Here is a 26955-nt window from a genome sequence, read left to right as displayed (position 1 = left end):
AAATAGACATATATTAGTATTTGTATTTATAAAAAAATATATACAATCAACAGTAAATGCATCTTTAAAATAGACCGTAAATTTGGTATAATTAATTTTAAATTCAAAAAATCGACATTAAAATATGAAGTAAGTAATTTAAGGAGGGCTAACTGTGGCTAAAAGAAAACAAGTACACGTTCCTATAGAGAAAATACAAGAACAAGATAGATTTATAGAAGCTATAGCAGAAACGACTAATAGATATTATGCAATACATGGAAGAAAACCAAGATACATGATACAAACATTTGGATGTCAAATGAACGAGCATGACTCTGAAAAGTTATGTGCAATGCTTGATGATATGGGATATACTCAAGGCTTAACTGCAGCAGAATGTGATTTAGTTATATATAATACTTGTGCTGTTAGAGAAAATGCAGAGTTAAAAGTTTATGGAAACTTAGGACAATTAAAGCATTTAAAAAGAAAAAATCCTGACTTAAAAATAGCAGTATGTGGATGTATGATGCAACAAAGTCATGTAGTTGATGAAATAAAGACTAAATATAGACATGTTGACTTAGTATTTGGTACACATAACTTATATAAATTCCCAGAACTATTAGCAACATCTATGGATTCAGAAAAGACATTAATAGATGTTTGGGATGTAGATGGAGAAGTAGTAGAAGGATTAAGAAGTAATAGAAAGTTTGAACTGAAAGCTTTTGTAAATATAATGTATGGATGTAATAACTTCTGTACTTACTGTATAGTCCCATATACAAGAGGAAGAGAAAGAAGTAGAACACCAGAAGATATAATAAATGAAGTTAAAGAATTAGTTGCAAATGGAACTAAAGAGATAACTCTACTTGGTCAAAATGTTGATTCATACGGAAAAACATTAGAAAACCCTATAACATTTGATAAGTTACTTAGAATGGTAAATGATATAGATGGATTAGAGAGATTAAGATTTATGACATCTCATCCTAAGGATATATCAGATGAAGTTATATATGCTATAAGAGATTGTGATAAAGTTTGCGAATTTTTACATTTACCTATACAATGTGGAAGTTCAACACTACTTAAGAAAATGAATAGACACTATACTAAAGAATACTATTTAGAAATAGTTGAAAAAGCTAGAAAAGAAGTTCCTGATATAGCATTTTCTACAGATTTAATGATAGGATTCCCAGGTGAAACAGAAGAAGACTTATTAGAAACTATAGATGTAGTTAAAAAAGTTAGATACGATTCTGCATTTACATTTATATATTCTAAAAGACAAGGAACTCCAGCTGCAAAAATGGAAGACCAAATACCAGAAGAAATAAAACATGAAAGATTTAATAGAGTTTTAGAAGAAGTAAATAAAATATGTGAAGAAATAAATCACTCATATGAGGGTAAAACAGTTGAAGTTTTAGTAGAGGGAACAAGTAAGACTGATGATAGTAAATTTACTGGAAGAACTAGACAAAACAAGCTAGTAAACTTTGTATCTGATGATAAAGATATAATTGGCAAAATTGTGAATGTTAAGATAATAGAGTCTAAAACATTCTCTCTAAATGGAATTTTAGAAAAATAGGAAAATATTTTCAAAAAACAGCCACAAAGGCTGTTTTTTTATGTATAATATAAATGTAAATAATACAAAAGCTAATTAATTTTACATACATGAAATCGTATTCATAAAAATTGGTATTTAATTGGGGAATCAATTATTGATTACGATGTATTTAAAATTAAAATATAAATTTTTTGGCAGAATGGAGATAGAGTTATGGGATGTAAGATTGTTAAAAAAAGAAAACTGACAGATAGCATTTATTTAATGGACATAGAAGCTCCAAGAGTAGCAAAAGCTTCTAAGCCAGGTCAATTTGTTATTGTAAAAAATGATGAAAAAGGTGAGAGAGTACCTCTTACTATAGCTGACTATGACACTGATAAAGGAACTGTAAGTATAGTTTTCCAAACTGTTGGGGCTAGTACTAAACAACTTGAAACTTTTGAAGAAGGTGATTGTGTAGCTGATTTTGTTGGACCATTAGGTATGCCTAGTGAGTTTGTAGAAGAAGATATAAATGAATTAAAAAATAAAAAAATAATATTTGTGGCAGGTGGAGTAGGGGCTGCACCAGTTTATCCACAAGTTAAGTGGTTTAAAAGCCAAGGTATAGATGTAGATGTAATAGTAGGATCTAGAACAAAAGATTTATTAATACTAGAAGATGAAATGAGAGAAGTTGCTGGAAACCTTTATGTATGTACAGATGATGGTACGTATGGATTTAATGGTAGAGTTACTGACTGTTTAAAGGACTTAGTTGAAAATCAAGGTAAAAAATATGACCATGCTGTAGTTATAGGACCTATGATAATGATGAAGTTTATGTGTATGTTAACAAAAGAGTTAAACATACCTACAACTGTAAGTTTAAACCCTATAATGGTTGATGGAACAGGGATGTGTGGTGCATGTAGAGTTAATGTTGGGGGAAAAATTAAATTTGCATGTGTAGATGGACCTGAATTTGATGGACATTTAGTTAATTTTGATGAGTCTATGAGAAGACAAACTATGTATAAAACAGAAGAAGGTAGAGCTACATTAAAACAAGAAGAAGGGGATACGCATCATCACGGCGGATGCGGATGTGGAGGTAATTAATCATGAGCAAAGTTAAAGTACCAGTTAGACAACAAGAAGCTGAAGTTAGAGTTAAAAACTTTGATGAAGTTTGTTTAGGATATAATAAAGAAGAAGCAATGAAAGAAGCAAGCAGATGTTTAGAATGTAAAAAACCAAGATGTGTATCAGGGTGTCCTGTAAGTATAAATATACCAGGATTTATAGGGAAATTAAAAACTGGAGATATAGAAGGAGCTGCAAGAGAAATAGCTAAAGACAGTTCACTTCCTGCAGTTTGTGGTAGAGTTTGTCCTCAAGAGAGTCAATGTGAGGGTGTATGTGTTCTTGGTATAAAATCTGAAGCAGTTTCAATCGGTAAGCTAGAAAAATTTGTTGCAGACTATGCTAGAGAACATAACTTCGATTTAGCTATAACAGAAGAACCTAACAATAAAAAGGTTGCTGTTATAGGTAGTGGTCCTGCTGGACTTGCTTGTGCAGGTGACTTAGCTAAGCTTGGATATGATGTTACTATATTTGAAGCTATGCATGAACCAGGTGGGGTTTTAACTTATGGAATACCTGAGTTTAGATTACCAAAAGATGATGTTGTTAAACCAGAAATAGAAAATATAAGAAATTTAGGCGTTAAAATAGAAACTAATGTTATAATAGGAAGAACTATAACTATAGATGAATTATTAAATGAAGAAGGATTTGAAGCTGTATTTATAGGATCAGGAGCTGGACTTCCTAAATTTATGGGTATACCAGGAGAAAATGCAAATGGAGTATGCTCAGCAAATGAATTCTTAACAAGAGTAAACTTAATGAAGGCATATAAAGATGATTATATGACTCCTGTAAGAGTTGGTAAAAGTGTAGCTGTTATAGGGGGAGGAAATGTTGCTATGGATGCTGCTAGAACAGCAGCTAGATTAGGAGCAGAAACTCATATAGTATATAGAAGAAGTGAATCAGAACTTCCTGCTAGACTTGAAGAAGTACACCATGCTAAAGAAGAAGGTGTAATATTTGATACTTTAACTAATCCAGTAGAAGTTTTAACAGATGAAAAAGGTGAAGTTAAAGGTATGGTATGTGTAAAAATGGAACTAGGAGAAGCTGATGAATCAGGAAGAAGAAGACCTAAGGTTATAGAAAACTCTGAGTTCGTAATGAATGTAGATACAGTTATAATGGCTCTTGGAACATCTCCAAATCCACTTATAACATCTACAACAGATGGATTAGATATAAATAAATGGGAATGTATAGTAGCAGATGATGATGGTGTAACTTCTAGAGATGGAGTTTTTGCTGGTGGAGATGCTGTTACAGGTGCTGCAACAGTTATATCTGCAATGGGCGCTGGTAGAAAAGCAGCTAAAGCTATAGATGAATATTTAGTTAATAAAGAAAAAGAAGCTACTAATGCTTAGAAAGAAAAAGGACTCATATGAGTCCTTTTTTTTTATTTTGATATGATATTTAGAAAATTTTCTAATATCTTTCCTGTAATCCCCCAGATAACATAATCATTGTATATGTAAAATAAAGAATCATAAATACCAGGTTTAAACTTATAATTATTTTTATTAGGTATAATATCATAAGGAAAATCTTTATTAGGAACAACTTGAACTTTATTCTTATAACAAATAGGTTCATTTTCAATCAAATAAGATATAGGAACTAAAAAAGTATGATCAACTTCATCTGAATTTATATTTAAATCACTTATATCTTTTATAATACCAACAAATGGATGGATTATTATATTTGCTGGACTTATAAATAAATCTATTTCATTTATTAATTCTATATTAGAAGGATTAGTTCCTAACTCTTCACAAGTTTCTCTAATACAAGCTTCAACTGGAGTTTCATTCTTTTCTATTACACCACCTGGAAATGATATTTCATTTGGTTGAGATCTTAATTTTTCAGACCTAACTTCAAACAATATATGATTTACATTATTTATGCTTACTATAGGTATTAAGACAGAAGCTTTTTTCATAGTTTCATGGCCATTTATGTAAGGAGTAAAGTTTTTTAAAGTGTTTTTGATATTTTTTATCATAATTAATTACCTCTATTCTTTTGTGAACTATAATAATATTATAATAAATGAAAAGTATATAATAAACTTTAAATCTTGTAAAGAATAAATAATATATGTAAAATAATAATCGATAGGAACATATATACGGAGGAACTTTATGATTAATAAGTTATTAGAAATTTTATTAGACAATGTACCATATTCTATGTGGTTAAGGAGCATAGATGGTAGATTTCTATTTGTTAATAAATATTATGCAGATTCATTAAATTTAGATAAAGCTGATGTTATAGGAAAAACACTTCAAGAATTATACCCAAAAGACCTTGCGATTGAATATGAATCAAACTATGAAGAAGTTTTGCAAGAAAATAAAGCAAAATTATTTTCTGGATATCAAGACGATATTTTTCTTGAATGTTATTTAGCACCTATAAAAGTGGATGAAAATATAGAATTTTTTATAGGCATTTTACAAGACCAGACTGAACGAAAAAAATATGAAGAAGAAATTACAAAACAAAAAGAACTATTACAAACTATAATAGATACAATCCCAGATTGCATATTTCATAAAGATATAAATGGGAAGTACCTCGATTGTAATGTTGCTTTTTCAAATGAATACTACAAACAGGATAGAAAAAAAATCATAGGAAAAAGTGATAGAGAGTTAAAAAGTATGTTAAAAGCAGATGACTTATTAAATAAAAACTCTATTGTAGATGAAATTGTAAAATTAGATAACAAAGTTATCAAAAACAAAAAGAAAGAATGTAGTAAACTGAAGATAAAATACAATGAAAAAACTAAGTATATGGAAAGTATAAAAGTGCCTATAATTAATAAAAAGGGAGATGTATCTAGTATAGTAGGTATATCTAGAAATGTTACAGATAATGTTGCACTTGAAAAAAAACTTAAGAAAATGAGTTATAAGGATAAACTAACAGGTCTTTATAATAGAGCTTACTTTGATGAAAAGTTAAAAGAACTAGCTAATAATAAAGATTTACCATTAAGCTTAATTATGGGAGATGTAAATGGACTTAAAATAGTTAATGATACAATAGGACATTTAAAAGGTGATGAGTTACTTGTATCTATATCTAAGGTAATTAAAAATTCGTGTAGAAAAGAAGACTTTGTGTTTAGGTGGGGTGGAGATGAAATTTGTATTATATTACCTAAAACAACAAAAGAAGAAGCACAAAATATTTGTAATAGAATAAAAAATAACTGTAAAGAATACTCAACAGGAAATATTCCATTAAGCATATCTTTGGGAACATCGACTAAAGTAGATAGTACTAAAGATATTAATGAGGTATTAATGGAAGCGGAAGACAAGGCATATAGAGAAAAATTAATTCACGGAAGAGATACAAGGAGATTTATAATGAACTCTCTTCAAGAAACTTTAATTTCAAAACATCCTCAAACACAAGAACATGCTGATAGGGTTGTTAAGTATGCTAATAGGTTAGGTAAAAAATTAGGTCTATCTAATGAAGAACTAAGTGAATTAATACTGTTAGCTAAGTTACATGATATAGGAAAAATAGGAATACCTGATAATGTTTTATTAAAACCAGGGAAATTAAACGATTATGAATTTAATATAATGAAAACTCATTCAGAAAAAGGTTATAGAATTGCACTATCTAATCCTGAAATTGAACAGGTAGCTCAAGGTATACTAACACATCATGAAAGATATGATGGAAGTGGATACCCACTAGGATTAAAGCAAAATCAGATACCATACCTAGCAAGAATTATATGTGTTGTAGATGCATATGATGCTATGACTAATGACAGAAGCTACAAAAACAAAATTAGCAAAAAAGATGCGATTAAAGAACTAATTAAATATTCAGGATCTCAATTTGATCCAGAAATAGTAAATGCATTTTTAGAAGAAATAGTAAATGATTAGATATTTACATAAACAAATTATATTGCGATAATTTTAAAAACATGTACGAAGTTAAAAAATTATGTATAATAGTAATTAGTATGTTAAATAGTAAGGAGAATTAAAAATGACTATAGACAGCAATGTTAAATCAATAGAGAAACTAATAAATGAAGATCGATTTAGATTATGCTTCAAGAATGAAGATGATTATGTGGAGATCCCAATAGAATTAATAGAAGAGCAAAAAGATAATCCGTCTATAATAAATGATTACATAAGAATAAATGATAATATAAAAAAGCTTAAAGTATATATAAATAAATATTTATTTGATGAAAAAAGTAGTATAAGCATAAATTCAATAGGAAATTTAATACTTACTATAAAGTCTGAAGAAAATTTAGAAAAGCTTAAAATGTATATTGATATAGATATAAACAACTTAGAGGAAAAATTTAAATTATTAGCAGCTCATTTTGGTGTAAGGGTAGAAGATATATATTCACTAAAAGAAGATATAAAGATTCACTATACAACTAATTCTTATAATGAAGATTGTATTTTAGATCAATCTTACCTAGAAGAGATAATATATAAAAGTCATAATTCTAGAATGTATACACTACTAAAAAAATCAAGATATGGATCTATATCGAAAGATTACAACTTATTAGATTTACAAGATATAAAAGATTATAATACAGAGGAAATAGGAGGAGAATATACTCCTATACTTGTATTATATAAGCCTGCAAAATATGTAAGGGGAGAGTATATTTTAGATGAAACTAACTATGTTTATATAAAAAGGCAGCCACTACATGCTCTTATACATCAAGAAAAATTAAATGAAAAAGGAAGAGATGGAATGGGAGCGATATGTTATATAAAACTTAAACATGATCTTACTAATGAAAATTTACAGGAAATAATTGCAGAGCTATATGTCCATGGGCAAAAAAATAATATAACATTTGAAAATATAAGACTTGCAGATATATCTTCAAATAAAAACTGGTTAACAGCAGATAGACTTAAAAAAGAATTTAAAGAACTTAGATATTATCATAAGAATCTTACACAAAAAGTAAAAGATATATATGACTCTACAGGAGCGTACTATACTCAAATTAGTGGTAAGTATATATTTAACACTAGAGACTTTTTAAACTGCTATAGAGCCTATAAAAATAAAGATATAAATAGTAAATAAAAAGCGACTAGAGTAATTAATATTACTCTAGTCTATTTAAGTTTGTTAATTATAATTTAAATTACTTTATATCCAGTTTTTTTACGTTCTTCTATAGTAGCATTCCACTTAGCCAATGTCTCTTCTTTAGATAAACCAGGCAACTTAGATGGCTCATCATAAATAACTCCAAAAGTGTTTACAGTTATACTCTCTATAAAAACTTTATCGATAGCTCGATGGAAAAATACTTCAAGTTCAGTTTTGACTTTGCTTATTCTATCAACTTCATCCATACCACTTATAACTCTCCCAAATGCTGCAAATGTATCATCAAGTTGAGGTGTTTCTTGTGTAACTATAAAAAAGTGACAACTTTCAGTATTATATTCAAATCGACCATATCCTATGGTACCTCTAGTAAACTTTAGATTGTTATTGATACCATTAGCTTTGCACTCGCTTTTTATACTATATCCAAGAACTCCAGTTCCGTTATTTTCAGGGCAGCCACCTTGTATTAATTTTTTATTTTCAACTCTCCAAAAAGCTGTATTATTATAAAAACCTTTATTAATAAGGCTTATAAAGTTTTTTACAGACTCTGGGGCTTCATTTGGAAATAATTCTAATTTTATGGTTTTACCATCTTTTATTTTTATAGTAACTATTGGATTTTTCATATAAATTCCCCCTATTTATTTAAGTCAAATAAATTATATCACATATACAGGAAAATGATTTCTTTTTAGTAATAATATTATTGTAAAAATAATATTAAAGATAATAAGTAATTATTTATATCAAGGAGGATAAGTATGGATTTAAAAGATAGTAAAACTGTAAAAAATTTATTGACGGCATTTGTAGGAGAATCACAAGCTACAGTTAAGTATAGTTATTATGCAGAACAAGCTAAGAAGGAAGGCTACAACAAGATAGCTGAGTTTTTTGAAGAAACTGCTAGTAATGAAATAGCACATGCTAAAGTTTGGTTTAAACTATTACATAATGGTATACAGCCTACTTTAAATAATTTAATAGAATCAGCTGATGGTGAAAATTATGAATGGACTGATATGTATTATAATTTTGCAAAAGAAGCTCAGGAAGAAGGATTTTATGATATAGCTTATCTTTTTAAATCTGTTGGAAAAATTGAAAAACAACATGAAGAAAGATATGTAGAGTTAATTAAAAATTTAGAAGAAAATACTATATTTAAAAAAGATGATGATAGTAAATGGAGATGTATGAACTGTGGTCATATACATCAAGGAAAAAAAGCTTTAGAAATATGCCCGGTATGTGCACATCCAAAAGCTTTCTTTGAATTAAAATGTGACTGTATATAGATAAAAGATAAAGTTAAAGGAGAATATAAAATGATTTTAATAAAAAATGGAAAAGTAATAACTATGAATAATATAACTTATAATAGAGGATGCGTTTTAATAGAAGGAAACAAAATAGTTAGAGTTGATGAACATATAGACGAGACAGAGGATATGGAAGTTATAGATGCAAATGGAGGGTGGGTTATACCAGGCATAATAGAATCTCATTGTCATATAGGGTTATGTGAAGAAGGTATAAGATTTGAAGGTGATGATATAAATGAAGCTACTAAACCTATAACAGGACACTTAAGGGCTATAGATGCTATAAATCCACTAGATGAAGCTTTTAAAGATGCTATAGCTTCAGGAGTTACATCTGTTATGACAGGTCAAGGAAGTGCTAATGTATGTGGTGGTAAATTTGTATTCATGAAAACTAGTGGTAAATGTATAGATGATATGATTGTTAAAAAAGAAGCTGCGATGAAGGTTGCACTTGGAGAAAATCCTAAAAGAGTATATTCATCAAAACAAATATCTCCATCAACTAGGATGGCAACTGCTGCAATTTTGAGAGAAGCACTTATGGATGCCTTAAATTATAAAAACAAAAAAGAATTAGCTTCTAAAAAAGGAGAATATTTTGATATAGATTTAAAAAAAGAGTGCTTTATAGATGTATTAAATAAAAAAATACCATTAAAGGCACATGCACATAGAGCTGATGATATTTTAACTGCTATAAGAATAGCCAAGGAATTTGATTTAGATATGACCTTAGATCACTGTACAGAAGGTCATTTGATACAAGAGTACATAAAAAAATCTGGATTTAGTGCAATAGTAGGTCCTAGTTTAACAAGTAGAAGTAAAGTGGAGTTAAAAAATAGAACCTTTAAAACTGCTAGTATTTTAAATCAAGCTGGAATAGAAGTTGCGATAACAACAGATCATCCTGTGATACCAATACAATATTTACCTATATGTGCAGGATTCGCAGCTAAAGAAGGGTTAGGAGTAGAAGAAGGATTAAAGGCTATAACTATAAATGCAGCAAGAATCTGCAAAGTTGATGATAGGTTAGGCAGTATCGAGGTTGGCAAAGATGCGGATATAGCAATATTTACAGGAAACCCTATGGAAGTATTTACCCAAACATTATATACAATAATAGATGGGAAGATAGTATATTATAAAAATAATTAAATTCTAAAAGTATTCAATAAAGCATACTCAAAGTTTAAATATATTAGTAAGTTTTATTAAAAATTGTATATCAATTTAAAAATATGTAACTAAAAATATATTTGGTAATAAAATATATTAAAATGGAGGGATTGAATATGTATATTAAAAAATGGGTATCTTTGATAACTTTGAGTACTTTTGTAACTATACCTGTTCTAACAGGTTGTAGTAATGAAGAAGTAAACAGCAATATAGAATCAAAAGAACTTCTTCAAAATTCAAATGCAAGAACTGCGATAACAATGGCTGTGGATAAAAAAGAAATAACAAATGTCATATTAAATAATGGATCACTACCGGTTAATCATTATACACCAGAGGGATTGGCAATAAATGAACAAGGAAAAGACTATAGGGAAATAGCTGGGAATATGGGGTATGAATATAATTTGGAACAAGCAAAAAGTTATTGGGAAAAAGCTAAAAAAGAATTGGAATTTGATACAGTAACTATAGAGGTTTTAACATCGGATGCTGAAAGTAGCAAAAGAGTTGGTGAATTCTTTCAAAATCAACTACAAAATAATTTAGAAGGGTTAACTGTAGATTTAAAACAAGTTCCTTTTAAACAAAAGCAACAATTAGAATCACAAGGAGATTATGATTTAGTATATAGTTCTTGGGTTGCAGATTATCCAGATCCATTGACGTTTTTAGAAACATTTACTAATAATGGAAAATTTGGAAAGAATAGTGGGTATGATAGGAAAGAATATAATGAATTAATAGAAAAAGGGAAGAATTCGACTACTATAGAAGAAAGTTGGAATCATTATAAAAAAGCTGAAGAATTATTATTATCAGATGCTTTTATAATGCCTTTATTCCAAAGCAGTAGTGCATATGTACAAAAAGATTATGTTGAAGGAATAACTATAATACCTTATGGAGCTAAATATGCATATAAATGGGCTAGTGCAGGAGATAACAAAGAGTTAAACTTAACAAGTAGTTCAGATATACCATCATTAGATATGAGTAAAGCTACAGATTCTTTATCTTTTAGTGTAGCAAACAACGTTATGGAAGGACTTGTTAGAGTAGATAACGATGGTAAAGTAGTAGAAGGAATAGCTAAAGAATGGATAGCTTCAGAAGATAAGAAAACATGGACATTTGAATTAAGAGAAGATGCTAAGTGGAGTAATGGAGACAAAGTTAGTGCGCATGACTTTGAATATGCGTGGAAAAGAACTTTAAACCCTAAAACTGCATCTCAATATGGATTTATAATGTATGATATAATTGGAGCGGAAGATTATAATACAGGTAAGAGTAAAGATCCTGAAACTGTAGGGGTTAAGGCATTAGATGAGCATACATTAGAAGTAAAATTAGTAAGACCTGTTAATTACTTTGATAGATTAATGTCATTCCCAGTATTCTTTCCACAAAATGAAAAATTTGTAACTGAACAAATTGACAAATATGGAACAACTAAAGAGTCTACATTATATAATGGGCCATTTACGCTTACTAAATGGAAATTAGATGATGTATATGTTATGGATAAAAACCAATCATATTGGGATAAAGAAGTTGTTAACTTAGAAGTGGTTAATACTAAAATAGTAAAAGAAAGTTCAACTGATGTAAACTTGTATGAAAATGGAAATGTGGATTTTGTTGGATTAGCAAATGAATTTATAGATAAGTATAAAAATAATCCTGGATTTAGTACGACTAAAAATGCAACTACCTTCTTTATGCTTATAAATGGAGGTGAAAAATAAAAACAAACCTACTGTAATAATTTATTACAGTAGGTTTGTTTTTATTTTAGATATATAATATGAGAAGTTAATAGTACTACTAAGGGTAGTTTAACCCTTAGTAGTATAAACACTATTATTAATAGTAAAGGTTTCTTTTACAACATCTTTCACAATTACATTTTTCATGACAATTATCGTGATGTTTATTCATTGGAGGGATATTGTCATAATCATGACCATAGTTAGGATGAGGATGATGAGGCTTATCCATGTGACAACAGTCATTCTTACAATGATGAATTATATTTTCACATCCCATATATTGACACTCATTATATATAGTTTTAGTATCGTAATGATATATATTATAATCGAAATAATGGTCAGTTACATAGTTATAGTCAGTTATATAATAATGGTTGTATCTAGTATAATAATTATCGTAATAATTTTTATTAGCAATACAGTGTTTTTCTCCATCTATATCTGCATAATGCTTATATTTATTAACTGAGTTAGTTGGAGGCTTACAACATGAATTATCTTTTTTATAGCCGTCACACTTTCTATCATATTCATTAAAATGTTTATAATCGTAATTTTTATTTGAAAATCCCATAATATAAATCTCTCCTATTGTTTGGTATTGAGTAACAAATTAAAGTATTAAATTTGTCACTAATAAATTATATTAAAAATTATATAGATTTGTGATATAGAATTGGAAAAAATAAAAAATAAATAGTATTATAAAAATAAAGAAGCAATTATGATATAATATGTAGAATGTAAGGGAGGTAAATAATGATGAATATAGATAAAAGTAAATTAACTCCTATGATGAGGCAATACTTTGAAGTTAAAGATAGATATAAAGATTGTATAATGTTTTTTAGGCTTGGAGATTTTTATGAAATGTTCTTTGAAGATGCTATAGTGGCTTCAAAAACATTAGAAATTGCATTAACAGGAAGAGAATGTGGAATGGATGAAAGAGCACCTATGTGTGGGATTCCTTTTCATTCATCACAAAATTATATATCAAAGTTAGTTGAAAATGGATACAAAGTAGCAATATGTGAACAGGTAGAAGATGTAAATGCATCTAAAGGTATAGTAAAAAGAGATGTTGTAAGAGTTATAACACCAGGTACTGTACTTGAAGGAAATTTACTAGAGAATAAGAAAAACAATTACTTATTAGCTATGTATACACAAAATAATAAAATAGGAATTTCTTATACAGATATAAGTACAGGAGAGGTTAGCTCTACATACTTAAATGAAGATAAGTTAATAGAAGAAATTGCAAAAATACATCCAACAGAAATAATATCAAATGATATAAATACTATAGAAAAAATAAGAAATATAGCTAGTTTAAGTAATATTTATATAAATGAAAATTTTGATGAAAGTTATTTAGATAATAGTATATTAAATAAGTATTTTACGAAAGACTATTTAGACAATTTAAAATTAGATGAAGAAGGGCTTATAAGTTCAAGTTTATGTATAATTTTAAATTATATATATAATACACAAAAACAAGTAACATCAAATATAAACAATATAAATGTATACAACTCTCAAGAGTATATGATATTAGATATGTTTACTAGAAATAATCTAGAATTAACGTCAACTATAAGAGGTAACGCTAAAAAAGGTTCTCTACTTCATGTATTAGACAAGACATCTACAGCAATGGGTGGAAGAATGCTTAGAAAATATGTGGAAGAGCCTTTGGTAAATAAAAACAGAATAGAAAGAAGACTTAACGTAATAGAAGAATTAAAAGAAGACTTTATGTTAAGAGAAGATTTAATTGATATATTAAAGAATGTATATGATATTGAGAGAATATGCGGAAAAATAGCATTTGAAAAAGTAACTCCAAAAGAAATGATACATTTAAAAAATTCTATAGAAAAACTACCTATACTAAAGGATACTATAAATTCGTCAAGTGCAAATATACTTAAAAAGTACATAGACGATATGGATGACTTAAATGATATTTATTCTTTAATAGATAGTGCAATTTTAGAAGATCCATCTATAACTATAAAAGATGGAAATATTATAAAATCTGAATTTAATGATGAATTAAATGCTTTAAGAGATATATCTAAAAATGGAGCATTTATGATAAAAGAAATTGAAAATAGAGAAAAAGAAAAAACAGGTGTTAAGTCATTAAAAGTTGGATTTAATAAAGTTTTTGGGTACTATATAGAAATTACTAAAGCTAATTTAGCAACTGCAAATATAGATGATAGTTATATAAGAAAACAAACGCTAAGTAACGCTGAAAGATATATAACGAGTGAATTAAAAGAAATAGAAGATAAAATATTAAATGCAGAAGATAAGATTAAAAATTTAGAGTATGAAATATTTGTAAATATAAGAAATAACATATATGAAAACATAGACAGAATACAGTCTGTAGCAAAGATAATAGCTAATGTAGATGTATTTGTTTCTTTAGCTACGGTTGCATATGTAAACAATTATGTAAAGCCTATAATAAATGATGATAATAAACTAGATATAAAAAATGGACGTCATCCAGTTGTTGAAAGTATAGTAGGAGAAGAAAATTTTGTTCCTAATGATACTTATTTAAACCAAGGTGAAAATATTATAAATATAATTACAGGACCAAATATGGCTGGTAAATCTACATATATGAGACAAACTGCAGTAATAGCACTAATGGCTCATATAGGTTCATTCGTTCCAGCAGAATATGCAAATATCCCAATACTAGATAGAATTTTTACAAGAGTCGGAGCAAGTGATGATTTAGCTCAAGGGCAATCAACATTTATGGTTGAGATGACTGAGGTTTCTCAGATACTTAAAAATGCAACTGAAAAAAGTTTAGTAATATTAGACGAGATAGGTCGTGGAACTAGTACTTACGATGGAATTAGTTTAGCTTGGTCTATAGTTGAATATATACAAGAACATATTAAATGTAAAACATTATTTGCAACTCACTATCATGAATTAGTAGAACTAGAAGAAGAATTCAGTGAGGTTAAGAATTATTCAGTCGCAGTTCAAGAAAACAATGATGGAATTGTATTTTTAAGAAAGATTATAGAAGGTGGAGCAGATAAAAGTTACGGTATATATGTTGCTGAGCTAGCAAAGCTTCCACAAGATGTTATAAATAGATCAAAAGAAATATTAAAAGACTTAGAAAAAAATCATATACAACAAGATTTAACAAGTTGTAATAAGAATAATTTTGATGACAATTTAAATAATCATCAGTACACAAGTAGAGTAGATTCTAGAAAATATGAAAATTTAAAACTAGAATATGAAAAATTAAAGAATGATTTATATAAAAAAGATGATGATTATAATACAAATATTGGAAAATTAAAAAGTGAAATAAACAAATTAAACAAGGAAAATAAAGAACTTAAAGAAAGATCTAAAGAAGATGAAGTTGCTATAACTCAAATATCATTTGATTCAGTTTATGACGATGATTTAGCTGAAGAAATAAAAAGTTTAGATATTTTAAATATGACTCCTTTAGATGCTATGAATGCTTTATATAACTTACAAAGTAAAGCAAAAAAAATTAAATAGAAAAAATTAAGGATTATAGGTAACTATAGTCCTAGTTTTTACTTATGGTTTTAAAATTATATTTTTTAAGGCAGGTGAGAAAATGGCAAGAATTAATATATTAGATGAAGTTACTATAAATCAATTACAAGCTGGAGAAGTTGTTGAAAGACCATCGTCTGTAGTAAAAGAGTTAGTAGAAAATTCAGTAGATGCAGGTAGTAAAAAAATAATTGTAGAGATTGAAGATGGTGGAAAGAAGCTTATAAGAATAACTGACAATGGAAGCGGGATTGAATCTAGTGAAGTTGAAAAAAGTTTCTTAAGACATGCGACTAGTAAAATACATCAAATAGATGATTTATATAATTTATATTCTTTAGGGTTTAGAGGAGAAGCATTAGCATCTATAGCTTCTGTTTCTAAAATAGAAATGGTTACAAGACCAAAAGATGAACCAGTTGGAACTAAAATTATAGTTGAGGGTGGTAAAGTTAAATCTAAAGAACCTGTAGGGACAAATAATGGAACAACTATTATGGTGAGAGATTTATTTTTTAATACACCTGTTAGACAAAAGTTTTTAAAATCTACACATGCAGAAACTATAAATATAAGTGACTTGATAAATAAATTAGTAATCGGAAATCCAAATGTTAGTATTAAGTATATAAACAACAAAAAAACAATGTTAAACTCACCGGGAGATGGAAAACTGATAAATACTATAAGAAGCATTTATGGTAAAGATATAACTGAAAATTTAATTGAAATAAATCATGAAAGTCAATTTTTTAAGATAAATGGATATATAGGCAACAATAATGTTTATAGAGCTAATAAAAATTTACAGCATATATATATAAATAAGAGATATGTAAAAAGTAAAATTATATTAGATGCAATAAGTGAGGGATATAAATCACTTATACCTATAAACAAACATGCAGTCTGTTTTTTAGATTTGGAAATAGACCCGGCTAAAATAGATGTAAATATACATCCAACTAAACTTGAATTAAAGTTTGAAAATGAGCAACAAATATATGTAGAACTTAAAGATTTTATAAGAAAATCATTGATTAGATCTAACTTAATAGGAAAATATGAAACATATGATAATAAAGATATAGTATCTAATAAAAATCCTATAATTAATAATTCAATAGAAATTAAAAATAATAAGCTTAAAGATGATAGTATAAATCAAGGAATTTTAAAAAATTTAGAAAAAGAATATAAGAATCAGACATATACATTTGAAGAATTAGAAGATCGAAAAAAACTAGAAAAACAATTTGAATGTAAATCTGATAATAACATAGCTGTCGAAGATAAAATTGAAGAAGTTAGCATTTTAGATGATCCTATAGATTTAAACAAAGTATATAGTTTTACTGACTTATTAGAATTAGATAAGAAAGTAGAAGTAAAAGAAATAAATAATGACGATAAATTAGTATCCTATAAAGATGAAAAAAAAGAAGATAGAACCGAAGCAAATAATAAGATAAAAGAGAGCTATGAATCTTATGAAAAACAAGCAGAGCAAATTGAATTTGAAGATAATCAAAATCATAAATTTTCTTTAAAAGATTATATTGTTATAGGTACTATATTTAAGACATATATAATTTTACAAAAAGGAACTAATATGTATTTATTAGACCAACATGCTGCACATGAAAGAGTGTTATATGAAAAATATATGGATAAATTTTACAACGCAAATATAAATATGCAAATGTTACTTGACCCAATAGTATTAGAATTACCAACAACAGATATGTTACAAGTTGAGAATAATATAGATTTATTTATGAAATTTGGGTTTGAAATAGAGATATTTGGTAAAAATCATATAATGATAAGATGTGTGCCAACTATATTTGGAACTCCAGAGTCTGAAAAATTTGTTTTAGATGTAATAGACCATATAGATGATATAAAAAATAATTATGAATTAAAAGGTGAAAAGTTTGCATCAATGGCTTGTAAGTCAGCTATAAAAGCAAATGATACTATATATGATGAAGAAATAAATAGTTTACTAAAACAAATTGAGATGTGTAAAAACCCTTTTACATGACCACATGGTAGACCGATATTTGTAGAAATATCAAAGACAGAGATAGAAAAGATGTTTAAAAGAATTATGTAAGAAAGAAGGGGAGAATATGAAAAAAATACCTTTAGTTATATTAACAGGACCAACAGCAGTTGGAAAAACAAACTTATCAATACAACTTGCTAAAAATTTAAATATGGATATAGTTTCAGCAGATTCAATGCAAATATATAAGTATATGGATATAGGTAGTGCAAAAATCACTAATGAAGAAATGCAAGGTGTAAAACATTACTTAATAGATGAAGTAAATCCAGATTTTAGCTTTTCAGTGTCAGAATTTCAGCAAAGAGCTAATAATTATATAGATGAAATTGTAACAAATGGAAAAATTCCTTTAGTAACAGGTGGAACGGGTCTTTATTTAAACTCATTGATATATAATATGGATTTTGCAAAATCAGATGCAGATAATGAATTAAGAGAGTCTTTAAGAATCGAGTTAGAGGAAAAAGGTATAGATTATATGCATAATAAATTAAAGGAAATAGACGAAGAAGCGGCAGCTAGAATCCATAAAAATAATACTAAAAGAGTTATAAGAGCACTTGAAGTTTGTTTAAGTGGTAAAAAAATGAATGATTTTAGCAATGATCTTAAATTAAATGAAAAATATGAACCTATAATAGTAGTTTTAAATAGGGAAAGAAGCCATTTATATGAAAGAATCAATATGCGTGTAGATATAATGATTAATGAAGGCCTAGAGGATGAAGTGAAAAATTTATTAGATATGGGATATAATAAAGATTTAGTTTCTATGCAAGGAATAGGATATAAAGAAATAATTAAATACTTAGATGGTGAATATACTTATGATGAAGCTATCGAAATTATAAAAAGAGATTCAAGAAGATATGCAAAAAGACAGCTAACTTGGTTTAGAAGATATGAAGGTGCAAAATGGTTTAACTTAGATGAATATAAGGATGAAAAAATACTTTTAAATGAAGTAATTACTTATATTGAAAAAAAGGTAAATCTTGTGTAATATAGAATATAATATATATAATAAATAATAAATATGATAAATCATTTTTGGAGGGTATTAGCTAATGAAAAATACAGTTTTAAATTTACAGGACTTATTCTTAAACAATGCAAGAAAAGAAAGAATACCTGTAACAATATTTTTAATGAATGGAGTTCAAGTTAAGGGTCATGTTAAGGGGTTTGATAGCTACATAGTATTACTAGAAGGTGAAAATAAACAACAAAACCTTATATATAAGCATGCGGTATCTACTATAATACCAGGAAAGCCTATAAACTTTAATAATAACAATAATCAAGGATACAATAAATCTTATAACAATGAAAATAAATAATTTAAACATATAAATAAAAAACTTGGAAGAGATATCTTCCAAGTTTTTTTGTTTTAAGGAAATTATATTTATGTGATAAAGTCACAGAATAATATATAACTGAACTATATAATAAAACTATAATATTAAATTGAATAAAAACAAGTTATTATCTTAACAATTAAAAGGGTAAAGAGTTAATAATTATAAATTAAAAAGGAGATATGGCTATGTCTAAAAAAGTTATTATAGTAGGTGGAGTTGCAGGTGGAGCTTCAACTGCAGCTAGACTTAGAAGATTAGATGAAAATATTGAAATAGTAATGTTTGAGAAAGGTGAATATATATCTTTTGCAAATTGTGGACTTCCATACTATATAGGAGAAGTTATAAATGATAGAGAAAAATTATTAGTTCAAACAGTAGAGTCTATGAGCAATAGATTTAATATGGATATAAGAAACTTAAGTGAAGTAGTTAAAATAGATAAAGAAAATAAGAAAGTAACTGTTAAAAATCATAGAACGAATGAAACTTATGAAGAAAATTATGATATTTTAGTTTTATCACCAGGGGCTAGCCCAATAAAGCCACCAATAAAAGGAATACAAGAATGTAAAAACTTATTTACATTAAGAAATATACCAGATACAGATAATATAAAAGCTTATGTTGATAAAAAAAGCACTAAAAATGCAGTAGTTATAGGTGGCGGATTTATAGGAATAGAAATGGCTGAAAATTTAGTAGAAAGAGGAGTAAATGTAACTTTAGTTGAAGCCAGTAATCAAGTTATGGCTCCACTTGATGAAGAAATGGTAAGCACTGTACATGAACACTTAATAGACAAAGGTATAAATTTAATATTAAGTGATGGAGTAAAAGAGTTTGATAATAATGGAAAGTCAGTTATATTAAATAGCGGAAAAAATATAGATACAGATTTAATAATATTATCTATAGGAGTTAGACCTGAAACGACAATAGCAAAAGAAGCTGGACTAAAACTTAATGAAAGAGGAGCTATTGTTGTTGATGAGTACATGAAAACTTCGGACAAAGATATATATGCATTAGGTGATGCAGTAGAAATAGAGGATTTTGTTAATAAAAAACCTACAATGATACCTTTAGCATGGCCTGCAAATAGACAAGGAAGATTAGTAGCAGATAATATTTGTGGTAAAAATGTTAAATATAGAGGAACATTAGGTTCATCAGTAGCTAAGATATTTGATTACACAGTTGCAACAACTGGAAATAATGAAAAAACTTTAAAAAGATTAGGTATAGATTATAGCGTTGTTCATATACATCCAAACTCAAGTGCTGGTTATTACCCAGGTGCATTCCCTATGGCATTAAAAATGATATTTGACAAAATTAGTGGAAAAATATATGGAGCACAAGGTGTTGGAGTTGAAGGTGTAGATAAACGTATTGATGTAATAGCTACAGCCATTAAAGGAAATTTAACAGTATTTGATTTACAAGATGTTGAAACTTGCTATGCTCCACCTTATAATTCAGCAAAAGATCCTGTAAATATGTTAGGATATTATGCTTCTAACATAATTGAAGGAGATGTTAAGACTATACAATATTATGAAGTAGAAGAAGCTTTAAAGAAAGATATTGTGATTGATGTAAGAGAAGCTGATGAATTAGCAACAGGAAAAATAGAAGGTTCTATTAATATACCACTAGGAAGCTTAAGAAATAGACTAAATGAGTTACCAAAAGATAAAAAAATATATGTAACTTGCCAAGTTGGATTAAGAGGATATATTGCTTGTAGAATTTTAACTCAACATGGGTTTGAATGTTTCAATATAGATGGTGGATATAAAACTTATGCGTCTGTTGAAAGAGCAAAAAAAGCTATAGATAATCAAAGTTTAAATAATATTAAAACTGATCAAAATTTAAATAAAGAGGTAGCTATAATGAAAGAAAATATAAAAGCAAATGTAGAATTAGATGCTTGTGGTCTTCAATGTCCAGGTCCAATAAGAAAGGTATTTGAAGAGATTTCTAAAATGAATGAAGGTGAAATTTTAGAAGTAAAGGCTAGTGATGTTGCATTTAGCAAAGATATAAAAGCCTGGTGTGAAACGACAGGAAATTCTTTAGTTGATGCTAACTTTGATAAAAATAAAAAGGCTTATGTTGCATATATACAAAAAGGTAATAATCCTAAAAATGTAAAAGATACATGTTCTTTAGGTGAAAATACAAATAAAGATGGAGCTACAATGGTAGTATTTAGTGGAGATTTAGACAAAGCTATAGCATCATTTATAATTGCAACAGGAGCAGCATCTATGGGAAAAGAAGTGACAATGTTTTTCACATTCTGGGGTCTTAACATATTGAAGAAAAAAGAAAAAGTTAAAGTACAAAAAGATACTATGGAAAAAATGTTTGATATGATGTTACCTAGCAATACAAATAAACTTCCTCTATCTAAGATGAACATGGGTGGAATGGGACCTAAAATGATAAATGAAATAATGAAAAAGCATAATGTTGATGATTTAGATACACTTATAGACAATGCAATCAATATGGGAGTTAAATTAGTTGCTTGCTCTATGAGTATGGATTTAATGGGAATAAAGAAAGAAGAATTAATAGATGGAGTTGATTTAGGCGGAGTAGCAGCTTACTTAGGAGCTGCAGAAGATTCAGGGCTAAACCTATTTATATAATATAAAAAACTCTTAAGATAAAAATTTTTATCTTAAGAGTTTTTTGCTTTGTCAAAGATTAACTGTATAAATATTAAAGTTATATTATCACTTCTCTCTTTATATAATTTATTAAATTACATAAAGAGAGAAGTGATAATATGAGATATTTAACCTATTTAGATATAGTAACATTTAGGGGAGTTAAGGACTTGAAATTAGAAGATTTATCTAAAATAAATATAATAGTTGGTGATAATAACAGTGGAAAAACGTCTTTATTAGAAGCAATTGCGCTGTTAGAAAACCCCGATAGTATACGAAATATGCTAATAAATGCAGCTAAAAGAGATAGTGAGAATATATCTAAATTTGAATTGTTTTTAGAGATGTTTCCAAAAAATCAAAATGAATCTAAAAGCATACATATAAAATCTATAATAAATAAAAGTACAAATGAATTAAAAATACATGGTGATTTAATTGATGTAATGAATTTAAATGAAGATAATAGAAGTTTTGATAGCAAGTTATTTGAGGGAATCGTAAGTCTTAAAAAAGATGGAGAAGAGTTAATAAATAAGGATATATGTATTCAAGAAAATAATCAACTTAGATTTAATGGAAGTTACAATATAATAAAAATAGTATATGTAACGCCATATGATCACTTTAGAGAAAGTTTATTAAATTCAACAGTTGAAATTATAAAAGATGGAGATAAAGATAAAGTTGTTAAATTACTTCAAAAGTTTGATGAAAATATCATAGGATTTGAGGTTTTACCTAACAACTATATGAATACAAATTCTATATATATTCAACATAAAAAATATAAATTAATGCCACTATCTAGTTTTGGAGATGGAGTAAAAAAAGTAATAACACTAGCATCAGCCATAGTTAGTGCGAAAAATGGTATTTTACTTATAGATGAAATAGAAACTGCAATTTATAAAGATATGATAAGTGATGTTTTTAGTTGGTTTGTAAAAGCTTGTATGGAGTATAAAGTACAGTTAATATGTACTACACATAGTTTAGAGGCAATAGATGCTATGATTGAAGGTATAGAACATAATTTAGAAAATTTAGCTTGCTACAGAATAGAATCTTTTGATGAAGAAGTTCATACAATGAGGTTTTCAGGAAATAAGTTAAAAGATATAAGAACTATACTAGGTCAGGATGTGAGATGATGAAAAATATATTATTTTTTGTTGAAGGCATACATGATGCTAACTGTATAGCTAAAATTTTAGAGATGAACTATTTTAAAGAAATAAAAAATATAGACAAATTACCTAATATATGGAAAAGAAAAATACCAAGAACATATCCGTTTGTAAAAGATCGAATAGATAGGTGCATACCTATTCCAACTTATTTCAAAAATGAAAATATAATGGTTGTAGTAATTTCTACAAATGGAGAGGGAAGGCTTATAAAAGAAATAGATTTATATATAAGTAATATGAATAAATCTGAACTAAAACAAATTAAAAGTATATGTGCGATATTTGATGCAGATCAAAAGAGTGCAAAAGAGAGCTTTGAAGATAAATTTAAAGGTAATATGAAAGATATGATAGTGAGAAAGAAAGATTTCTTAAATGGTTATATTCAAGTTAAAGGAGAAGGTATCAATTTATACAAATACTTCTTTCCTAATAATTATAAAAAGGGAACATTAGAAGATTTGTTGTTAGAGGGAGCTAAAATTGTATATGGTGATTTGTTAGATGAAGTAAATTATTATATAGATAGTATTGATGATAAATATAAATATAATTGGAGTATATCTAGTGAAAATAAAGTAAGAATTGGGTGTATAGCTAATGTATTTCAACCTGGTAGTGCAAATCAAAGCTCTATAAGACATGATGATTGGATAAGTGAAAAAAGTATAAAGTATAGTGAATCTATAAATGAATTTTACTCATTTATATTAGATATTATTAATAAATAAATAAAAAAAGTGTGAAAAGGGTTTTCAAATGATTTTAATTTGATAAAATGGGTATATAGATAAATAAGTAAGGAAACTTACTTTAAATAAAAATATTTATTAGGTATTACTTTATATATATTTAACAATAATCAAAGAAGTAGACAAAAGAAAAGAGAGGTAATAATAATGGGAAATTGTAATTCATGTCCATCAAAAGGAAAATGTGGTAGTAATAAACAAGCCGCTTGTAATATAGAAAATAATCCTAACAATAAAATAAAAAATATAATAGGTGTAATGAGTGGGAAAGGTGGAGTTGGAAAGTCAACTGTAACTGCGCTTATAGCTAAAAAATTAAATAAAATGGGATACAAAGTAGGTATACTTGATGCAGATATAACAGGACCTAGTATTCCAAGACTTATGGGACTTCAAAATGAAAGAGCAATATCTCCGAATGGAAAAGACATATACCCTATAGTAACTAAAGATAACATAAAAACTATGTCTATAAACTTTATGGTAGGAGATGAAAATCAAGCTATAGTATGGAAAGGGCCTATAATAAGCAACACTGTTAAACAATTTTATAAAGATGTAATGTGGGAAGAATTAGACTATCTATTAATAGATATGCCTCCTGGAACAGGTGATGTTCCTTTAACGGTTATGCAAAATATACCTATAAATGGAGTAGTTATGGTATCTGTTCCACAAGATATGATATCTATGATAGTTGCAAAAGCTGTTAATATGGCTAAAATGCTTAATGTTAAAGTATTAGGCGTTGTTGAAAATATGAGCTATATTCAATGCCCAGATTGTGATAAAAAGATAAAACTTTTTGATGGAGAAGAAACTGAAAAATTCCTAAAGGATATGAATTTAGATTTATTAGGAGAGCTTCCTATGACTAAAGAAATAGTAAATATAACTCATAATGGAGTTGAAGAAATAAGTCAAGATTTAGATACAATATTAACAAATATAATAGAAAAAATTAAATAATAGTTTTTTAAGTCATCTTAATAAAAATTAAGATGGCTTTTTTTATTTGTTATATGGTAATATAGTATTTCAAAAGTTTAATTAAGGAGAATTTATATATGGACTGTAGACTAAAATGTGGGGCTTGTTGCATTGCTCCATCAATAACATCACATATACCAGGCATGGAAAATGGAAAACCAGCAGGTGTTAGATGTATACAATTAGATGAAAATAATATGTGTAAAATATTTAAAGATAAAAATAGACCTAAGGTTTGTCATGAATTAAAAGCATGTAAAGATATGTGTGGAAATAACAGAGAAGAAGCATTAAATTTTTTAACTAAATTAGAAATAGAAACAAGCCCAAACTAAATATAATAATAAAAATAAGATGAAATTAAATTTTCATCTTATTTTTTACTCTAAATTAAGAAGTATGTTAGATATTTATAAAAAAATAGTTATATAAATGATAATTATTGAATATATAATTATAAATATTCAAAATATGAAAAATATTTGAAAAATAATGTTGTTTTGAATATTGCATTGTGCTACTATTATTAAAAATGAATAAAAGGGGGAGTATTATGGGGAAGTCGGTAGTAAAAAAGAAGAGTTTATTGATGAAATCTTTAGACTCTATAGAGTACATAGGGAATAAGTTACCACATCCAGTTACTTTATTCGCAATGCTTTGTGTTGTAATAGCAATTATATCTGCAATAGCAGAAATGATGGGGTTAAGTGTAACAGGCGAATTTATAAATAGACAGACAATGGAAGTTGAAGAACAAACTATAACGGCAATAAGTTTATTAAATGGCACAGGGTTTAAATACATGCTAGAAAGTGCAGTAACAAACTTTACATCATTTGCTCCATTAGGAGTAGTATTAGTTGGAATGTTAGGTATAGGACTTGCAGAAAGTTCAGGTTACATTGGAACTTTACTTAAAAAGATTGTTAGTGTAACACCAGCAAAATTAATAGTTCCAACAGTAGTATTTTTAGGTATAATGTCAAATATAGCATCAGATGCAGGTTATGTTATACTAATACCACTTGGTGCGTTAGTTTTTATGGCATATGGAAGACATCCGTTAGCTGGTATAGCAGCTGCATTTGCAGGGGTTTCTGGAGGATTTAGTGCAAACTTATTAATAGGAACTATAGATCCTATGCTTGCAGGTATAACAAATGAAGCAGCACATATATTAGATCCAACAGTTAATATAAGTGCAACTGCAAACTACTTCTTTATGTTTGTATCAACATTTTTAATAACTATACTAGGTACGATAATAACTACAAAAGTTATAGAGCCTAAGTTAGGAAAATATGATCCAAAGTTTGCTAAAAATGAAAATGGAATGAGTAGAGCAAGTGATTTACAAAGTATAAGCAAAGATGAAGCAAAAGCTATGAAAGCAGCAAATATAACTTTATTGCTTATGGTAATAGGGTTAATAGTTTTAGTAGCAATTCCAAACTCATTCTTAAGAAATTTAGAACAAACATCATTTTTAGATTCACTTGTTAATGGCTCTACTTTAATGAATGGATTAATACCAATAATAGCTTTATTATTCTTTGTACCATCTGTAGTTTATGGAAAAATAGCAAAGACTGTAAAAAATGAAAAAGAAGTTGCAGCTCATATGACAAAAGCAATGAGTTCAATGGGTGGATATTTATGCTTAGCATTTGTTGCATCTCAATTTATAGCATATTTTAACTACACTAATCTTGGAACTATAATAGCTGTAGGTGGAGCTGATTTCTTAAAATCTATAAATATAGGTGCTATTCCTTTACTTGTAGGATTTATATTAATAACTGGATTTATAAATCTATTTATGGGATCTGCGTCTGCTAAATGGGCTATAATGGCGCCAGTATTTATACCGATGTTTTTAGAACTTGGAATAGGTGCTGATGTGGTTCAAACTGCATATAGAATAGCAGACAGTTCAACAAATATAATTTCACCACTTATGAGTTATTTTGCAATGGTTATAGTATTTATGCAAGCGTACAAGAAAGATACTGGAATTGGAACTGTTATATCATTAATGTTACCGTACTCAATGACTTTCTTAATAGCATGGACATTATTATTCATAGTGTGGATGTCAGTTGGAATACCGGTAGGATTCTAATTTTAAATAAAA

20 protein-coding genes and 1 pseudogene are annotated in these 26955 nt (G+C 27.6%); 18 read left to right on the top strand and 3 right to left on the bottom strand.

What is annotated here, in order from left to right:
* The first annotated feature begins 154 nt into the window (after positions 1 to 154).
* From miaB to gltA, 3 genes are all read left to right on the top strand, one after another.
* Positions 155 to 1588, top strand: a complete 1434-nt coding sequence (miaB, locus tag ACEXNK_RS02945; RefSeq protein WP_373599718.1) for a tRNA (N6-isopentenyl adenosine(37)-C2)-methylthiotransferase MiaB — start codon at positions 155 to 157, stop codon at positions 1586 to 1588.
* Positions 1589 to 1783: 195 nt separating this feature from the next.
* Positions 1784 to 2674, top strand: a complete 891-nt coding sequence (locus ACEXNK_RS02940) for a sulfide/dihydroorotate dehydrogenase-like FAD/NAD-binding protein (protein ID WP_373599719.1) — start codon at positions 1784 to 1786, stop codon at positions 2672 to 2674.
* Positions 2675 to 2676: 2 nt separating this feature from the next.
* The gene (gene gltA, locus ACEXNK_RS02935; RefSeq protein WP_373599720.1) at positions 2677 to 4077 is read left to right on the top strand and encodes an NADPH-dependent glutamate synthase; all 1401 of its coding nucleotides are present in this window, start codon (positions 2677 to 2679) and stop codon (positions 4075 to 4077) included.
* A gap of 32 nt (positions 4078 to 4109) precedes the next feature.
* Here gltA and ACEXNK_RS02930 read toward each other — a convergent pair whose 3' ends face one another.
* Positions 4110 to 4721, bottom strand: a complete 612-nt coding sequence (locus ACEXNK_RS02930) for an NUDIX hydrolase (protein WP_373599721.1) — start codon at positions 4719 to 4721, stop codon at positions 4110 to 4112.
* A gap of 139 nt (positions 4722 to 4860) precedes the next feature.
* Here ACEXNK_RS02930 and ACEXNK_RS02925 point away from each other — a divergent pair, with 139 nt between their 5' ends.
* Complete coding sequence (locus ACEXNK_RS02925) at positions 4861 to 6642, top strand: sensor domain-containing diguanylate cyclase/phosphohydrolase (protein ID WP_373599722.1); 1782 nt, start codon at positions 4861 to 4863, stop codon at positions 6640 to 6642.
* Positions 6643 to 6748: 106 nt separating this feature from the next.
* On the top strand, positions 6749 to 7837 hold the full coding sequence (locus ACEXNK_RS02920; protein WP_373599723.1) for a hypothetical protein: 1089 nt from the start codon (positions 6749 to 6751) through the stop codon (positions 7835 to 7837).
* 56 nt (positions 7838 to 7893) lie between these two features.
* Here ACEXNK_RS02920 and ACEXNK_RS02915 read toward each other — a convergent pair whose 3' ends face one another.
* Positions 7894 to 8499 (bottom strand): peptidylprolyl isomerase, encoded by a 606-nt coding sequence (locus ACEXNK_RS02915; protein WP_373599724.1) that lies wholly within the window; start codon positions 8497 to 8499, stop codon positions 7894 to 7896.
* Positions 8500 to 8634: 135 nt separating this feature from the next.
* On the opposite strand from ACEXNK_RS02915, the gene rbr reads away from it, so the two are divergent.
* The 3 genes from rbr (at position 8635) to ACEXNK_RS02900 (ending at position 12137) form a co-directional block, all read left to right on the top strand.
* On the top strand, positions 8635 to 9171 hold the full coding sequence (gene rbr / locus ACEXNK_RS02910) for a rubrerythrin (RefSeq protein WP_373599725.1): 537 nt from the start codon (positions 8635 to 8637) through the stop codon (positions 9169 to 9171).
* Positions 9172 to 9201: 30 nt separating this feature from the next.
* The gene (locus ACEXNK_RS02905) at positions 9202 to 10362 is read left to right on the top strand and encodes an amidohydrolase (RefSeq protein WP_373599726.1); all 1161 of its coding nucleotides are present in this window, start codon (positions 9202 to 9204) and stop codon (positions 10360 to 10362) included.
* A gap of 137 nt (positions 10363 to 10499) precedes the next feature.
* Positions 10500 to 12137: an ABC transporter substrate-binding protein gene (locus ACEXNK_RS02900; RefSeq protein WP_373599727.1), complete on the top strand. Its 1638-nt coding sequence runs from the start codon at positions 10500 to 10502 to the stop codon at positions 12135 to 12137.
* A gap of 118 nt (positions 12138 to 12255) precedes the next feature.
* Here ACEXNK_RS02900 and ACEXNK_RS02895 read toward each other — a convergent pair whose 3' ends face one another.
* Positions 12256 to 12738 carry a hypothetical protein gene (locus ACEXNK_RS02895; protein WP_373599728.1) on the bottom strand — a complete coding sequence of 161 codons (483 nt, stop codon included), beginning with the start codon at positions 12736 to 12738 and terminating at the stop codon, positions 12256 to 12258.
* 188 nt (positions 12739 to 12926) lie between these two features.
* On the opposite strand from ACEXNK_RS02895, the gene mutS reads away from it, so the two are divergent.
* The 10 genes and pseudogenes from mutS (at position 12927) to ACEXNK_RS02845 (ending at position 26943) form a co-directional block, all read left to right on the top strand.
* Positions 12927 to 15734, top strand: a complete 2808-nt coding sequence (mutS, locus tag ACEXNK_RS02890; protein WP_373599826.1) for a DNA mismatch repair protein MutS — start codon at positions 12927 to 12929, stop codon at positions 15732 to 15734.
* Between the two features lie 82 nt (positions 15735 to 15816).
* Positions 15817 to 17874, top strand: a pseudogene (mutL, locus tag ACEXNK_RS02885) (DNA mismatch repair endonuclease MutL).
* 16 nt (positions 17875 to 17890) lie between these two features.
* The gene (miaA, locus tag ACEXNK_RS02880; RefSeq protein WP_373599729.1) at positions 17891 to 18832 is read left to right on the top strand and encodes a tRNA (adenosine(37)-N6)-dimethylallyltransferase MiaA; all 942 of its coding nucleotides are present in this window, start codon (positions 17891 to 17893) and stop codon (positions 18830 to 18832) included.
* Positions 18833 to 18896: 64 nt separating this feature from the next.
* Positions 18897 to 19169 carry an RNA chaperone Hfq gene (gene hfq, locus ACEXNK_RS02875; RefSeq protein WP_373599730.1) on the top strand — a complete coding sequence of 91 codons (273 nt, stop codon included), beginning with the start codon at positions 18897 to 18899 and terminating at the stop codon, positions 19167 to 19169.
* Positions 19170 to 19378: 209 nt separating this feature from the next.
* A complete protein-coding gene (gene cdr / locus ACEXNK_RS02870; RefSeq protein ID WP_373599731.1) occupies positions 19379 to 21859 on the top strand; it encodes a CoA-disulfide reductase in 2481 nt (826 codons plus the stop codon).
* 140 nt (positions 21860 to 21999) lie between these two features.
* Complete coding sequence (locus tag ACEXNK_RS02865) at positions 22000 to 23037, top strand: AAA family ATPase (RefSeq protein WP_373599732.1); 1038 nt, start codon at positions 22000 to 22002, stop codon at positions 23035 to 23037.
* Positions 23037 to 23807, top strand: coding sequence for a DUF3226 domain-containing protein (locus ACEXNK_RS02860; RefSeq protein WP_373599733.1), 771 nt, complete (start codon positions 23037 to 23039; stop codon positions 23805 to 23807). The genes ACEXNK_RS02865 and ACEXNK_RS02860 overlap by 1 nt, the downstream gene beginning before the upstream one ends.
* A 168-nt stretch (positions 23808 to 23975) precedes the next feature.
* Positions 23976 to 24797 carry an Mrp/NBP35 family ATP-binding protein gene (locus ACEXNK_RS02855; RefSeq protein WP_373599734.1) on the top strand — a complete coding sequence of 274 codons (822 nt, stop codon included), beginning with the start codon at positions 23976 to 23978 and terminating at the stop codon, positions 24795 to 24797.
* A gap of 98 nt (positions 24798 to 24895) precedes the next feature.
* On the top strand, positions 24896 to 25153 hold the full coding sequence (locus ACEXNK_RS02850; protein ID WP_373599735.1) for a YkgJ family cysteine cluster protein: 258 nt from the start codon (positions 24896 to 24898) through the stop codon (positions 25151 to 25153).
* Between the two features lie 218 nt (positions 25154 to 25371).
* On the top strand, positions 25372 to 26943 hold the full coding sequence (locus tag ACEXNK_RS02845; RefSeq protein ID WP_373599736.1) for an AbgT family transporter: 1572 nt from the start codon (positions 25372 to 25374) through the stop codon (positions 26941 to 26943).
* The last annotated feature ends 12 nt before the right edge of the window (positions 26944 to 26955 follow it).

Origin of the sequence: Paraclostridium bifermentans, from assembly GCF_964259345.1 — a bacterium.
Lineage (GTDB): Bacteria > Bacillota > Clostridia > Peptostreptococcales > Peptostreptococcaceae > Paraclostridium > Paraclostridium bifermentans_B.
The sequence above is the reverse complement of the archived record's forward strand: the minus strand, read 5'-3'. Positions and strand labels throughout refer to the sequence as shown.